This window comes from Vibrio tasmaniensis (assembly GCF_024347635.1).
GTDB lineage: Bacteria > Pseudomonadota > Gammaproteobacteria > Enterobacterales > Vibrionaceae > Vibrio > Vibrio tasmaniensis.
This window is the reverse complement of sequence record NZ_AP025510.1, coordinates 2,396,743-2,411,916: the sequence shown is the minus strand read 5'-3', so window position 1 is coordinate 2,411,916 and position 15,174 is coordinate 2,396,743. Positions and strand designations below refer to the sequence as shown.

Here is a 15,174-nt window from a genome sequence, read left to right as displayed (position 1 = left end):
CATAGATGAGCCTGAACTTTCTAGAATTTGAAAAGCCTATCGCTGAACTTGAAGCAAAAATCGAAGCGCTACGTGACGTTTCGCGTCACGGTGGTGACACAGCGGTAGATCTAGACAAAGAAATTGAACAACTAGAGAAAAAAAGCTTAGAGCTTAAACAGAAAATCTTTAGTGACTTAGGTGCATGGCAGGTAGCTCAACTTGCTCGTCACCCTCAACGTCCGTACACCAAAGATTACCTGGAGCATGCCTTCACAGAATTTGAAGAGATGGCGGGCGATCGCGCTTTCGCTGACGACAAAGCAATTGTGGGTGGTATGGCTCGTCTAAATGGTCGTCCTGTTATGGTTATTGGTCACCAGAAAGGTCGTGAGACTAAAGAAAAAGTGATTCGTAACTTTGGTATGCCAAAGCCAGAAGGTTACCGTAAGGCACTTCGCCTAATGGAAACGGCTGAGCGTTTCAACATGCCAATCATTACTTTCATCGACACAGCGGGTGCATACCCAGGTGTTGGTGCTGAAGAACGTGGTCAATCTGAAGCGATCGCTAAAAACCTAAAAGTGATGGCTGGCCTTTCAGTTCCAGTTATTTGTAACGTTGTCGGTGAAGGCGGTTCAGGTGGTGCACTAGCGATTGGTGTTGGCGACTACGTGAACATGCTTCAGTACTCTACGTACTCAGTAATCTCTCCAGAAGGTTGTGCTTCAATCTTGTGGCGTGATTCAGATAAAGCACCACAAGCTGCTGAAGCTATGGGCCTAGTTGCTCCTCGTCTGAAAGATCTTGAGCTTATCGACGAAATCATTCCTGAGCCTCTAGGTGGTGCGCATCGCGATCCAGTACAAACGGCTCAGAACATGAAAGACATACTAGTTAAACAGCTAGAAGAGCTAGAGCAGTTTGATAACGAAGCACTACTTGAGCGTCGTTATCAACGCCTAATGAGCTACGGTTACTGCTGATAAGCGTGCCTTGAAATGAGGCAGCTTCAAGTAACAAGATGATGAAAGGGTTGGACTCAGTGCCAACCCTTTTTTATTATTAGAACATTCCCTCTTCAAACCTACTCTCATGGTTCTCCGCTCATGACTCACTTAATCGAAACCTTCACATCGGTACTTCATAAAAGCGCACTCAAGCCTAGTCGATTGATCGTGGCTTTCAGTGGCGGTGTTGATTCACGAGTGTTGTTGGAATTGGCTGCGCAATACGCTAAATCCCATCACATTGAGTGCTGTGCGGTACACGTTCATCACGGTCTCAGTAAGAATGCTGATCTTTGGGCTGAGCAATGCCAAACATGGTGTGATGCGTCGTCGGTTCCTTTAGCCATCGAGCGAGTATCTCTAGATATTACCAGCGGAGAAAGCGTTGAAAAGCTGGCTCGAGATGCTCGTTATGATTCACTTCAGAAGCACCTTAGTTTTGGTGATATTCTAATTACAGGCCAACATATTGATGACCAACTTGAAACTTTTTTGTTGGCGTTAAAACGTGGCAGTGGTCCGAAAGGACTTTCTTCAATGGCGAAAGTGATGCTGTTTGGTGAAGCGTTTATTGTGAGACCTCTGCTGTCAGTGACTCGATCAGACATCGAAGCGTCAGCTCACGACATGGGCTTAGCTTGGGTTGAAGATGAGAGTAATCAGGATCTGCGTTTTGACCGAAACTTTATTCGTCATCAAGTCGCGCCAACATTAACAGCTCGCTGGCCTAGCTTTCGGGAATCGGTCAGTCGCAGTGCTCAGCTTTGCGCAGAGCAAGAGTTACTGCTCGATGAGTTGCTTGAATCACATTTCCAGCAAGCTTTGGGGGACAGTAAGAGCCAGAGCTTAAGCATAGAAGTCTTATCTCAGCATTCTGATTTACTGCGCGCACGCTTGCTAAGAATGTGGTTGAGCCATTGCAATCAACCGATGCCGAGCCAAAAGCAGCTAAAACTTATATGGGTTGAGGTAGCCTGCGCTCAGGCAGATGCCAATCCTAAGTTTGTGTTGAATGAGGTTGAGATTAGGCGCTTTAATCATCAGCTCTATTTGGTACAAGACACCAAAGACTTGTCGAACTGGCAAAGTGATATCTCAATGGAAGATAGCTTAGTTCTGCCTGATAGTTTAGGGGAACTACACTTAACTTCAGCGGTGAGTGATGGTGTATCTAACCACCGTGAGGCGCAACGTTTTAGTCTCAACAAAACGAGCGGAACACTGCGAGTGACCTTTAACCCTGAGGGATTGTCGGCTCACCCGGTTGGTCGTGGTCATAGTCGAAAACTCAAAAAGCTTTTTCAGGAATACCAAGTACCCAGTTGGTTAAGACGTAGAACGCCGATATTAATGGATGGCGATCGAGTGATCGCTGTTCTAGGCTTATTCGTAGATAAAAACTACGAAGGTCAAGATTGTGAAGCGCTTTGGAGCAAGTAGAAAAAGTTTGTGTCACAATTCTACGTCACTTAAATAAAAATAATTAATGGAATATGCAATGAAGAAAATCACACTAGGGTTAGTTCTTGGACTTGGGTTATTGAGTGGTAACGCTCTGGCGGGTGATGTTGCTGCAGGTCAAGCAAAAGCGGCAATCTGTGCGGCTTGTCATGGCGCAGACGGTATCGCAATGATCCCAGGATATCCAAACCTTAAAGGCCAAAACGAGCAATACATCGCTTCATCAATTAAGGCCTATAAGAGCGGCCAGCGCACCGGCGGTTTGGCCGCTGTAATGCAGGCTCAAGCTTCTATGCTGAGTGATGAAGACATCGCAAATCTAGCCGCTTACTACGCAAGCCTTAAGTAATACCTTCTCAAAGCGCTGATTAAACAAGATGATAAATTTCGAGCCAGAGCTTTAATGCTCTGGCTTTTTTCATTGAATGTTTACTATAGCTAGCCGATAATGAGCCATTCGCACAGTTTAAGGGATGAACATGAAAAAGATTGAAGCCATTATCAAGCCATTCAAACTTGATGATGTACGTGAAGCACTTGCAGAAGTGGGTATTACGGGTATGACAGTATCTGAAGTTAAAGGCTTTGGACGTCAGAAAGGTCATACTGAGCTATACCGCGGCGCAGAGTACATGGTCGATTTTTTACCTAAAGTGAAATTGGAAATTGTTGTGACCGACGAAGTGGCTGACCAATGTGTTGATACCATTATCGAAACGGCTCAAACCGGTAAAATTGGTGACGGTAAGATCTTCATTACTGAAGTTGAACGTGTGGTACGTATTCGTACCGGCGAAGAAGACGAAGACGCCGTATAAAAAAACTATTACCCTAAAAGGAGCGTTTATCGCTCCTTTTTCATTTCTGGGAGGGTGCTGTATGTTTAAGAAAACCATCATTGTTATCTCGCTATTGATAACGCTTGCTGTCGTTAGTTTTCATTTTATCTTCGTGATCCCGAATAAACCCAACTTGATCACTTCTTCTGGAAATACGAGCAACGATATTTACAGCTGCTACCAAAACTCTGCCCCGAAAGCGATTGATGTGTCTGATGGCCTAGATATTACGGTGTGGAATATCTATAAGCAAAACCGAAATAATTGGCAAAGTGAGTTAAATAAGCTGTCAGCCGATAGCGATTTAGTTTTGCTGCAAGAAGCGAGTATGACAGAAGGGCTTCGCCAATGGGTAACGAGTGGTCAATGGGGAAGTACTCGTGTGAATGCATTTGAAGCCTTTGAGCAAAGTGCGGGTGTACTCAACTTAGCCACCCATTTACCGATTGAAGCTTGTGCTTTTACTCATGAAGAACCTTGGTTTCAATTGCCTAAATCCGCACTTTGGTCACGCTACCTGCTAAGTAATGGCGAAGAACTGGCTGTGATTAATATCCATGCGGTGAACTTCACCTTTGGTACGGAAGATTACGAGGCTCAGCTAAAGAGCTTAACCGACAATCTCCAAAAGTATCGTGGACCTGTTATTTTTGCTGGGGATTTTAATAGCTGGAGTGAAGCTCGCTTTGCTGTATTGAAAGATGCGTTGGAACAGGTAGGTTTGACGGAAGTTACTTTTGAGCCTGATAACCGAACTCAGTTCATTACAGGGCTGGTGCTCGACCATGTGTTCTATCGAGGGTTAGATGTAGAAAAAGCAAAAGCGCCCATTACGGACGCTTCTGATCATAACCCTATGCGAGTGACCTTTAAGGCTAGATAGTAACAAGCCAATGGCAATTAACTATTCGCACAGTGGTTACTTTTAATAATTAGCTAATGAAAAAAATAGGCTAGTGAGTATTCCCTAGCCTTTATTTTATCGACTCAAGCTTAGAATATTAAAATATAGAGCGCCCAGATTAGGTAGTAACCAACCCATGGCAAGCCAGAGATGACCAGTGCTTGCCCACGTTCAAACTCAGTCCACGTTAATACCGCGGCATAACCTAGTACGATGTACCAAGGTAACAACAGTGGTAATGAGCTCGCAAACTGCGACCACTCATTGGTAAGTGGTAACTTGATTAAGCCATTTATGCTGTTCAAATCAGCAGCGTAGTTCATCACATGTCCATGCTTGAGAATTAGGCTTGCGTAGCTTGCAACATCACCTAAAACAGCAGGGAATATCACAACCGATGCGGCTGCAAACCATCGCCAAAAGCTATGTTGGTGTTGGCTTGGTTTTGTTGCTAAGTTAAACCAAAATGCCAACAGAATGATGGTTAACGTACGGCCGAATATATCACTGATGATTTCACTCGCGAGTAGGGTATTGCTGTCAAGTAACGCCAATTGATCTGGGTTTGTTTGAGCCAGTTGTTGTGACAACTCTGCGCTTAACCATGCAAAATCTACATTCGAAAAATAGGCTCCCCAAAATAAGAATGGGCTGAGCATTAATACGACGTAGGGTTGCCATCCCCAAGTACTTCTTTGATAAAGCGCTAAGAAACAAGCTGTTGGTGAACGGAATATATCCAACAGCATGACGAGTGGGTTACTTGACGGGTTCATACACTTACCTTAGTTACATCAACATACAGCTTCAGTTTTTGTCCTGGCTGTAGGTATTTCTTGTTCTGCAAAGCGTTCCATTTTACAACATCTGTGCTTTTTACTTTGAACTTTGATGCAATACCGCTGACTGTGTCACCTGATCTTACGTTATAAAAGACAGTTCGGATGATGGCACCATCTGAACTATTCTTCCAAATGACCAGTTCTTGACCAATTCTAAGCGTGTCGCGTGGTCCCATGCCATTCCACTTAGCCAGTGATTGGTGAGACACCTTATTTGCACGCGCAATCGTCCATAGGCTGTCACCACTTTTTACGGTATGGCTAAGCTTATATTGACCTCGACTCTTTGACTGTGTGCTTGCTAGGCGATTTGAAGCGCTTAGTGCGTATGTCTTGTCGTCTTTTGTTGATGTTGGAATAAATAGGTGCTGACCAACACGAATATTATTGTTGCTCAAACCGTTTGCTGAGCGGATCACTTTACTGGTGGTGTTATATTTGCTTGCGAGTACGCTAATGCTGTCACCAGACTGAACCTTGTAACGCACCAACTTCATGCCTTTGCCTTTATTGGCTGCCACTTCTTTGTTGAACTTCTCAACAGAGCCTAAAGGAAGCAATAATTGTTGGTGTTTCTCTGGTGCCGTTGCCCACTGGTTATAAGCCGGGTTGTGGCCTTGCAGTTCTTTGACAGGAATGCCGGCGTAGCTTGCGGCAATGGCTAAATCAAGTTGTTCACTTGGGTTAACCAGAGTCAGTACTGGCTTGTTCGGGATCGCAGGGATATCGATGCCATACTTCTCTTGGTTAGCAATCACGTCAGCCAGTGCAAGTAGCTTAGGTACATAGCTGCTGGTCTCTTTTGGTAAGTCGAGAGAGAAGAAGTCGATTGGCTTACCCAGCTTCTTGTTCTTACGGATTGCGCTGTTCACACGACCACCGCCACTGTTGTAGGCAGCGATTGCGTGTTGCCAGTTCCCATCAAAACGTTTGTTTAGGTCGGTTAAGAAATCCAATGCGGCGTCGGTTGAAGCGGCTACGTCACGGCGGCCATCGTACCAGAAGTTTTGTTCTAGTCCGTAAGCTTTGCCGGTACCTGAAATGAACTGCCATAGTCCAGCAGCACTACCATGAGAATAAGCAAATGCATCAAACGAGCTTTCAACAACGGGCAATAGGGCCAGCTCTAAAGGCAAGTCTCTTTCTTCAATCTTAGTTGTGATCAAATAAAGGAAAGGTTCCGCGCGTTTTGATACGGTTTTTAGATGACCAGGGTGCTTGAGGTACCAAGTGCGGTAGTAGTCGACTTTCTTTTGGTCTGGCACTTCCATTTCAAGTTGCATCGCAATACGTTTCCAAACATCTTGTTGTGTCTGTGGAGTAACGACGGGTGTTTCAACTTTTGGTTCTTCTAGGGTCGTTCCCGATGAAACGTTCGCTTGAGAAACTTCTTTAGTAGGGGAGGTGTTGGTTTGCTCGGAAGCTTGGTCTGGATTCTCTGACTGAGTTAATTGGCAACCAGAAAGTAGTAGTACCAAAGCCCAGCTGTACTTAACTCGCATGTTACAGCCTTTTTAATAAACGGCCGATGATAATACTTGCCACTCCCTATGAGTGACAAGCCTGTATTTGTTAAAATTCGTTCTTCCACGCACGTAAAGCGGTAAAAACCGATAAAGGATCGGTCTGCTCGGTACGATTAGATACTGATTTCACTACACTTGGTTCTGTATAGCGTAAGAAAGGGTTAACAAACTTCTCTTGTCTCAAATTTGTGGGGATGGTCGACTTATTTTGAGCGCGCAGTCGATTCACTTGGTCACGATATTGCTTTAGGTGTTGGTTATTCGGCTCAACTGCAAGTGCGAAAGCGATATTGGCTGCCGTGTATTCATGAGCACAGTAAACCTCGGTTTCTTGTGGGAGTGCCGTTATCTTATTCAATGCATCAAACATCTGCAGTGGGGTGCCTTCCATGATTCGCCCACAACCAGCTGAAAACAGCACATCGCCACAAAACAGTTTGGCATCACCCACATAACCAATGTGTCCTGCGGTGTGACCACTGAGCCCAAGCACAAGGAATACTTCGCCAAACAGCTCCAATTGGTCACCGTCATCAACGGGATGAGTTAAAGTCGGGATAGGTTCATTTTTGGGACCGACGACATCCACGCCAGGAAATTGTCTTACCAGCTCTGGCACGCCACCAATGTGATCGTGGTGGTGGTGTGTAATCAAGATTGCATCTAAAGTTAGCTCATGATGTGCCAAGTACTCTAATACTGGAGCCGCATCACCAGGGTCGACGACAGCACAACGGCGATCGCTATTTTCAATCAGCCAGATGTAATTATCGTTAAATGCAGGTATGCTTTTGATATGTAACATTATTGGATCTCCAGTCACTTTTAGTGAGACAGAATAAGTGAGATAGATTATTGATGAAGCCAGCGCGTAGCAGAAAGAAGTTTGAGCGTCCTTACACTTGGGCACAGTTGCACAATGGGGACTGGTTGAGAGAATCAATTCAAACTCGACTCGATGAGTGGTGTCCAAAGCTTTTTGGTTACCACATGCTCAAGCTCGGCGGCCTCAGTAGTGAGATTTCTAGCTGCACATGCAACATTCAACATCAAGTAAACCTAGATATCCAGAACCCATTACATAATGTGATAGCAGATGGCTATAATTTGCCCTTTTTAGAGAAAAGCTTTGATGTTGTGGTGCTGAGTCATCAGTTAGATTATAGCAACGACCCACACCGACTATTGAGAGAAGTCGATCGAGTGATGATGGATGATGGCTATATCATTATCACCGGTTTTAACCCAATCAGTGTCACTGGGCTTGCCAGTTTGATGCCTTGGCGAAAGAACAGCTTGCCATGGAGTGGGCGTATGTATACGCCAAACCGAATTAAAGATTGGCTAGGCGTACTGAATTATGAAGTCATTCATTGTGACACCTACGCACTGTTCCCGATGAGTAAATACCAAGCGATGTGGACGTGGCTGGAGAACAGCTTAGGCAGCTGCGCATCTTTCGCTGGTAGCCAATACTTTATTGTTGCTCGTAAACGTACTTATCCACTTAAGCCTATCAAGCCACATTGGCACCTTAAGCGACGTTTTTCTCCTGTAGGAGCCAGTTTTAGAACCAATACGCGTCGCACCTTGGACTCCGCTAAAACTTCGTATCCGTTAAAAACAGAAAAAGCCGACTCGTAGTCGGCTTTTCATCTATTTATTTATCTATCCATCTATCTGTTTGTCTGTCTGTCTGTTTAAGAAACTATAAATCTGTTTCTGAAATCTACATCTCATTTCAAAAGGTGATTAGCTTGGTTGATAGCCTGTATCTTCTTGAGTTGGGTTTTCAGCCGCGGTGCGCGCTAAATCATCACACATTTCATTTTCTCGGTGCCCAGCGTGTCCTTTAACCCAGCGCCAATCAACGCTATGACGTGCCGTCTCTTTGTCGAGCCTTTGCCACAAGTCTGCGTTTTTAACCGGTTTCTTATCGGCTGTTTTCCAGTCGCGCTTTTTCCAGTTATGAATCCACTGGGTGATACCTTGACGCACGTATTGGCTATCTGTGGTCAGAATGACAGAGCAAGGCTCTTTGAGGGCTTGGAGAGCCACAACAGCGGCGAGCATTTCCATACGGTTATTGGTGGTCAGGGTGAAACCTTCGGCTAACGTCTTCTCGACTTTTTTGTAGCGAAGTACGATGCCGTAGCCACCAGGACCTGGGTTGCCTAAACAAGAACCATCAGTGAAAATTTCAACTTGTTTCGTCATGATTTGATACTATTACCTCAAGCACATTATCGGCATAGTCTGACACAGTTATCCTTATGAATACCAGTAGCACTCCAGAACAAAGCACGAACGAAAAAAACAGTTCGAATGAAAATAAACGCATCGTTGTACTCGATACCGAAACCACCGGTATGAATACAGAGGGTGGCCCTCACTATATGGGGCATCGCATCGTTGAGATTGGTGCAGTAGAGATCATCAACCGTAGGCTGACGGGGCGTCACTTTCACGTCTATATCAAGCCCGATCGTGCCATTCAAGAAGAGGCAATTGGCGTTCACGGTATTACCGATGAATTCTTGATTGATAAACCAGAATACCAAGACATACATAAAGAGTTTCTCGACTTTATTAAAGGTGCGGAGCTGGTGGCTCATAACGCGCCCTTCGATACGGGCTTTATGGATTATGAGTTTGAGAAGCTTAATCCCGCGATAGGTAAAACGGATGACTACTGTAAAGTTACCGATACCTTGGCTATGGCGAAGAAGATATTCCCAGGGAAAAGAAACAACCTAGATATCTTATGTGATCGTTATGGTATTGATAACTCGCATCGTACTCTTCACGGCGCATTGCTCGATGCGGAGATTCTAGCTGACGTCTATTTATTGATGACGGGTGGGCAAACTTCGCTGCAATTTAACGCTGGCCAACAAGAAGGCGAAGGCGAAAGCATACGAAGAGCAGAAAGTGGTCGAAAATCCCTAAAGGTTTTGCGAGCTACGGCCGATGAAGTAGAAGCGCATCAAAGTCGTTTAGACCTCGTCGAGAAAAGCGGAAGCTGTCTCTGGCGTCAGTAGGGAGAAAGTATGTTAAGGGTATTGGCTACCGGTTGTTTATTGCTGTTGAGCTTTGGCTTACACGCAGCAACAGAATCCGTAATGAGTTTATTGGATAATCGCTTTCGAGTTGATCCCACTATCGAACAAGTTACTTTTGTGATCTATCGAGCCGATAATTCTAAACCCGTCGTCTTGGTTCGTCCTGATGGCAAGAAGTATCACGCTTTGCGTCATGCTGATAATGTCCGTTGGTACCAAGAATCGTCAATGGATATTATCTCTATCGACAATCCGATGCCGGGTCCTTGGCAAGCGGTAGGTAAGGTCTCACCTAAAAATAATATCAAACTCTTATCTCATCTGGTTTTAGACGCCAATGAATTTCCAGATAAGTTGTATCAAACCGAACGTATCAAATTTACTGCCCGTTTGACTTCAGACGGTAAGCCGCTTGTGCTGCGTGACTTTCTTGACCGAGTGAAACTTAAAGTAACATTCACTAAATTCGTCGAAAACGAAGAGTCCTTAGTGAGAGAAGCGCGGCCAATTCCAGTTGTCATGGGTGAGTTTGCCGATGATGGCGTTGATCTTGACGAAAAATCTGGAGATGGTGTGTTCACTGTGTCGTTACCAATGGATATTGAGCCTGGTAAATATCGAGCTCGAATTACTTCTGGTAATGGTGTATTCCTGCGAGCGCAAGAGCAAGAGGTCTTGGTCTACCCAACGCCAATCACGACCACCTTCATTCAGTCTCGTAAAGAAGGCTTATCTCATACCGTCGTGGCGTCTGGCGAGCCAGGTATGATTGCACCGAGCTCGTTAGCAGCTCACGTTGAGTACAAAGCCCCTGATGGGTATGTGGTGTATGAGCAAGGCCAAGCTGAAGCTGATGCGATGAAAGTGTCTTTAGCGTTGCCTTACAATGATGATTTAGGAATTTATACTTGGTCGGGGATGATATACGCCACCGATGCTTCAAGCCAGCGTCCACTTATCTTCCCGATTACCGAGCAATCGTACAGCGTTGTTCAAGAGATAGATCTAGCAGAATCTCGACGTCTTCAAGAAGAGGCACTTGCTGAGCAGAAGCGTATTGCTGAGAAATTAATGATTCTTCAAAAAAGAGAAGATGATAGGCAGCGCAGCATAATGATTATAGCGGTAGGTAATGTGGCTGCGATTTTATTAGGCTTACTGATTTGGTTTGTAATACGTAAAATCAAAGCGAAGAAGAGAGCGCTGCCTGAGATGCAACTCAAGGCGCCTAAGTAACTCGTCTGGATCCCTAGAGTTGTCTTGAGATTGTTGTCTTGAGTGAGTAAACGTCGGGACAACAAACCTCGAGAGACTAAACTTAGGTTCATCGCGGCTTTCCGGGGAAAGCCGCTTTTATCTTTAAGAAGAAGTAGTCTGTATCTCGATATCCATACCCCATTCGCTTGATTAACTTTATCTTGTTGTTTATCCCTTCAAGTGTGCAGGTGTTTAATGGATAACTTGCCGATGCGATAATACCGTGAAGATAGGAGCTCAGTTTTCGTGCGAACTCTTTCAATGGCTTAATTCCACTCTCTTGTACCTGTTCATACCACGCATCCCAGAGCCCCTTAGCGTGCCTTTCTGACTCACAATACCAAAGCTCTTTGAGTTGGGCTCCGAGTATATAAGTGGTCATCAAGTCCTTATTGATATTCAATATTTCAGTCAGATAGCTATCTTGTCGTGCATTTAAGTTACCTCTGTTTTTCAACAGTACCCAGCGTGAGCGCTTGACCCATTGCCTCGCTTTTTTATCTTGCTTGAGTTTGTTGGCTTGGTCGACTCTGACTCTATCCATCACCTCTCGACCGAACTTAGCGACAACATGGAACAAATCGTAAACGATTTTTGCATTCGGACAGTGCGCTTGAACTTCAAGGTCAAAAGCCGTATTCATGTCCATCGCGACCGCCTCGATATTGTTGCCATGCTTGCCTAACTGCTCGAAGAACGGTCGTATGTCCTTGCGGCTACGGCCTAACCCTACCCAAATGACTTGGTGAGTCTTAGCGTCAGCGATGACTGTGGCATATCGATGTCCTTTAAAGATGGCGAACTCGTCCATGACGAGTTGCCTTAGTCCCTCCCATTTCACTGGCGGTACCACTTCTCTAAGTCGGCGTTTATCTATCTCTTTAATGGTATGCCAATGAACGTTCGTTAACTGGGAGATATGCTTAATGGGAAGAAGAGGTAGTAGCTGCTCTATATAGCTTTTTAGGCGCTTCGTTATACGAGCATAAGGCTCCAACCAAGGTAGAGACTCTGTTTTTATGCCGCAGTCACGACACTTAATTCTTCGTGTTTGAACAGAAAGTTCAACAGGAACCCCGAGCAACATGGCCTCTTTCACATGACGCCATTGATACTCGTGGATAGCTTCGGCTTCAAGACCACAAAGGCACTTAGCCTCAGAGTTAGGTTTAAGAGTAAGGGTAATAAGTGTTGCTGTCTGGTGAGACTTTACTATTTGAAAGCCTTCCCAGAATGAAGATAGGAAAGTATGATTCTGCATGGAAACGGTAGTTTGTGTATGATTTTTGTTTGGCGACTAAACCATATCACTTACTACCGTTTTTGTTTTCAATTCCCGCTAATCCGCGATGAACCTAAACTTAGATAGAACAAGCCTCGAGAGAGTAAGCAATAAATTTTGTGACAACGAAGTGATGAATAAAAAAACGGGACTCATAGGAGTCCCGTTTTTGTTTCTTTCTCTGACCTTAAGCGACGTTATCAATCGATTGGTCTGGGTACTGAGTCTTTGCTTCAAGTTCCTCTGGTGAGAAGTCATCAACGTTAATTGTGTACAGTCTATGTTCCTCTGCACTTTCCAATAACGCGGCTTCTTTCTCCGTTAAGATACCTTTCTCGAGCCCCAACTGAGCAACAAGATCGAGTCGTAAGAAAGCTCGTTTTTGATGCGTTTCTTTGCAGACTTTATCGAACAGAGGTTCAGCTTGAAGAATCACTTCTAACGCTTTTTCAATCTTGCCTACTGGATTGTATTCCGTCGCTTCCAAGTATTGGCCACGGCCGATACGAGAGCGTGTTTCACTTGGTGTTTGTAGAATATGCGCGACTTGGCTATCCAGCTTGTCGTTTGGTGCACGACGGATACGGCCAAATGGCATTAACACAACACGAAGTAGACGACCAATCACAGGGTTAGGGAAGTTCGCTAAGAACTCATCAATCGCGACTTCAGTTTGACGTAAGCTATCTTGCATACCCCAATGGACTAATGGGAGATCTTCAGCATGGCTACCTTCGCTTTCAAAGCGCTTAAGTGTTGCTGACCCTAAGTAGAGTTGGCTCAGGATATCACCCAGCCTTGCAGATAGGCGCTCTCTGCGTTTCAGTGAACCGCCTAATACAGCCATTGAAATATCAGACAGCAGCGCTAAGTTAGCACTGTAGCGGTTCAGCTGTTGGTAGTAACGCTGTGTCTGCTTATCCGTTTTATTGGATGGTGTTGGTGCATCTGAACCACGACCGTCGGTTAAACCAAACCACAAGCTGCGGACTAGATTACTCATAGTAAAGCTAACGTGCCCAGCTAATGCTGAATCAAATTTATCAAGTGCATCGCTACTTTCAGAATAAGCCGCTTCCATTTCGCTTAGAACATAAGGATGGCAGCGAATAGCACCTTGACCATAGATGATCATTGAACGAGTCAGGATGTTTGCGCCTTCAACTGTAATCGCAATTGGTGACCCTTGGTAAGCACGAGCGAGGAAGTTTGATGGACCTAAGCAGATGCCCTTACCGCCGACGATATCCATCGCATCGATGATGCTGCGTTGGCCACGGTGGGTACAGTGGTACTTTACGATGGCTGAGATAACCGAAGGCTTTTCACCGAGATCGATACCCGCAACGGTTAGGTTACTTGCTGCATCCATTACATAGGCATTACCTGCTAGACGTGCAAGTGGCTCTTCAACTCCTTCCATACGACCAATTGGTTGTTTGAATTGACGACGAATACGAGCGTAAGCACCGGTTGCTAATGCTGCAGATTTAATGCCGCCGGTTGAGTTTGAAGGCAGTGTGATACCACGACCAACCGATAGACACTCAACCAGCATACGCCAGCCTTGTCCTGCCATCTTTTGGCCTCCAATGATGAAATCGATAGGCACGAAGATGTCATCACCTTGAGTCGGACCATTTTGGAAAGGCACGTTAAGTGGGAAGTGACGGTTGCCAATCTCTACGCCTTTTAAATCGGTAGGGATAAGGGCACAGGTGATGCCAAGATCTTGTTTGTCACCAAGCAGACCTTCTGGGTCTCTCAGTTTAAAGGCCAAGCCTAAAACGGTCGCGACAGGCGCTAGAGTGATGTAACGTTTGTTCCAAGTTAGGCGCATGCCCAATACTTCTTCGCCTTGCCATTGTCCTTTACACACCACACCGTAATCTGGAATTGAGCCAGCATCTGAGCCTGCTTCTGGGCTCGTTAGGGCAAAACAAGGGATCTCTTTACCTTCGGCTAGGCGTGGCAGGTAATGGTTTCTTTGATCTTCTGTGCCGTAGTGCTGCAATAGCTCACCAGGACCTAGTGAGTTAGGTACGCCAACCGTCGATGATAATACGCTCGAAACACCCGTTAGCTTCTGTAGAACTAAAGACTGAGCGTAGGCGGAGAATTCTAAACCGCCGTATTTTTTCTTGATGATCATGGCGAAGAATTTATGGTCTTTCAGGTACTGCCAAACTTCTGGTGGCAAATCGGCAAGTTCATGTGTCACTTGATAATCGTTGACCATCTCACACACTGTATTTACTGGGCCATCTAAAAACGCTTGTTCCGCCTCAGAAAGTTTCGGATCCGCAATGTTTTGAAGCTTCTTCCACTCAGGCTTGCCTTTGAACAGCTCTGCCTCCCACCATACTGTGCCTGCTTCTAATGCCTCTTTTTCCGTCTGAGACATGGCAGGTAAAACCTTCTTAAACAAAGAAAGTGCTTTTTGGCTAATGAGGGTTTGACGAATTGTTGGTATAGCAAAGATCGCAATGGCCAATAGATAACAAAGCCAGCCAGTGACTGCCACGCTGCCAAACAGGGTTAATGCTACCATTGCGCCAGTTAACACGATTAACGCACGGACCAGACTAACTCTATGGTAAAGACAGACGCCTAAGATGGCTGTCATGCCGAGTAGGGAGAGCAATATGTTCATGATCGATTTCCTTTTCAGAGATCACTTATTGTTATTAAGTTTAGGTAAGAGGTCTAACCAGTCAAGTGTAAACAAAATATTAAATATTTGTAAAACTGCAAAGTGAATAAAAAGTGATCTCAATAGAGTTAAAGTTCTAATTGTGAGAGGTTGGTGGTGAATATTTGGACGGATCTGCAATGAGAGGTTAGGGTCTGTTGATCTTTCGTGGTTCAATTTTGTTGGAGATAAAATCGTTTTAGGCGCGGCGAAGAGTATGTAGCCTAGTCATTCTAAGCAAATATTCTTCAACAAAGTATAAAACGATTTTAGCCAAACCCTTCGGGCAGCCTTTGTGGTTCATTTCTACTGCGTTATTG

At 45.0% G+C, this 15,174-nt stretch carries 14 protein-coding genes; 8 read left to right on the top strand and 6 right to left on the bottom strand.

The features are described 5' to 3' along the window. Window positions 1-5 precede the first annotated feature (5 nt). The 5 genes from accA to OCV44_RS10815 all read left to right on the top strand — a co-directional run bounded on the left by accA (window position 6) and on the right by OCV44_RS10815 (window position 4,172). Window positions 6-965 (top strand): acetyl-CoA carboxylase carboxyl transferase subunit alpha, encoded by a 960-nt coding sequence (accA, locus tag OCV44_RS10835; protein ID WP_139684061.1) that lies wholly within the window; start codon window positions 6-8, stop codon window positions 963-965. 123 nt (window positions 966-1,088) lie between these two features. After that, on the top strand, window positions 1,089-2,429 hold the full coding sequence (gene tilS / locus OCV44_RS10830) for a tRNA lysidine(34) synthetase TilS (protein WP_139684060.1): 1,341 nt from the start codon (window positions 1,089-1,091) through the stop codon (window positions 2,427-2,429). A gap of 58 nt (window positions 2,430-2,487) precedes the next feature. Beyond that, entirely contained in the window at window positions 2,488-2,799 is a 312-nt protein-coding gene (locus tag OCV44_RS10825) for a c-type cytochrome (RefSeq protein WP_139684059.1), read from the top strand. A gap of 130 nt (window positions 2,800-2,929) precedes the next feature. Continuing rightward, entirely contained in the window at window positions 2,930-3,268 is a 339-nt protein-coding gene (glnB, locus tag OCV44_RS10820; RefSeq protein ID WP_017063373.1) for a nitrogen regulatory protein P-II, read from the top strand. Between the two features lie 61 nt (window positions 3,269-3,329). After that, a complete protein-coding gene (locus tag OCV44_RS10815) occupies window positions 3,330-4,172 on the top strand; it encodes an endonuclease/exonuclease/phosphatase family protein (RefSeq protein WP_139684058.1) in 843 nt (280 codons plus the stop codon). A gap of 110 nt (window positions 4,173-4,282) precedes the next feature. Here the strand turns inward: OCV44_RS10815 and OCV44_RS10810 are convergent, their stop codons facing one another. The 3 genes from OCV44_RS10810 to gloB all read right to left on the bottom strand — a co-directional run bounded on the left by OCV44_RS10810 (window position 4,283) and on the right by gloB (window position 7,366). Further along, window positions 4,283-4,969: a YIP1 family protein gene (locus OCV44_RS10810; RefSeq protein WP_139684057.1), complete on the bottom strand. Its 687-nt coding sequence runs from the start codon at window positions 4,967-4,969 to the stop codon at window positions 4,283-4,285. Beyond that, a complete protein-coding gene (locus OCV44_RS10805) occupies window positions 4,966-6,537 on the bottom strand; it encodes a LysM peptidoglycan-binding domain-containing protein (RefSeq protein WP_139684056.1) in 1,572 nt (523 codons plus the stop codon). Before OCV44_RS10805 ends, OCV44_RS10810 begins: the two co-directional genes overlap by 4 nt. Window positions 6,538-6,607: 70 nt before the next feature. After that, a complete protein-coding gene (gene gloB, locus OCV44_RS10800; RefSeq protein ID WP_139684055.1) occupies window positions 6,608-7,366 on the bottom strand; it encodes a hydroxyacylglutathione hydrolase in 759 nt (252 codons plus the stop codon). Window positions 7,367-7,419: 53 nt separating this feature from the next. On the opposite strand from gloB, the gene OCV44_RS10795 reads away from it, so the two are divergent. Further along, entirely contained in the window at window positions 7,420-8,205 is a 786-nt protein-coding gene (locus OCV44_RS10795; RefSeq protein WP_139684054.1) for a class I SAM-dependent methyltransferase, read from the top strand. A gap of 108 nt (window positions 8,206-8,313) precedes the next feature. Here the strand turns inward: OCV44_RS10795 and rnhA are convergent, their stop codons facing one another. Further along, on the bottom strand, window positions 8,314-8,778 hold the full coding sequence (gene rnhA / locus OCV44_RS10790; RefSeq protein WP_019821624.1) for a ribonuclease HI: 465 nt from the start codon (window positions 8,776-8,778) through the stop codon (window positions 8,314-8,316). Window positions 8,779-8,834: 56 nt separating this feature from the next. Between rnhA and dnaQ the strand changes: the two genes are divergently transcribed. Further along, window positions 8,835-9,602: a DNA polymerase III subunit epsilon gene (gene dnaQ / locus OCV44_RS10785; protein ID WP_009847393.1), complete on the top strand. Its 768-nt coding sequence runs from the start codon at window positions 8,835-8,837 to the stop codon at window positions 9,600-9,602. A gap of 9 nt (window positions 9,603-9,611) precedes the next feature. Further along, window positions 9,612-10,859 carry a TIGR03503 family protein gene (locus tag OCV44_RS10780; protein WP_139684053.1) on the top strand — a complete coding sequence of 416 codons (1,248 nt, stop codon included), beginning with the start codon at window positions 9,612-9,614 and terminating at the stop codon, window positions 10,857-10,859. An 88-nt stretch (window positions 10,860-10,947) separates the two neighbouring features. Here OCV44_RS10780 and OCV44_RS10775 read toward each other — a convergent pair whose 3' ends face one another. Continuing rightward, window positions 10,948-12,141 (bottom strand): ISL3 family transposase, encoded by a 1,194-nt coding sequence (locus OCV44_RS10775; protein ID WP_139686334.1) that lies wholly within the window; start codon window positions 12,139-12,141, stop codon window positions 10,948-10,950. Between the two features lie 208 nt (window positions 12,142-12,349). Then, complete coding sequence (gene fadE, locus OCV44_RS10770) at window positions 12,350-14,815, bottom strand: acyl-CoA dehydrogenase FadE (protein ID WP_139685965.1); 2,466 nt, start codon at window positions 14,813-14,815, stop codon at window positions 12,350-12,352. Window positions 14,816-15,174 lie beyond the last annotated feature (359 nt).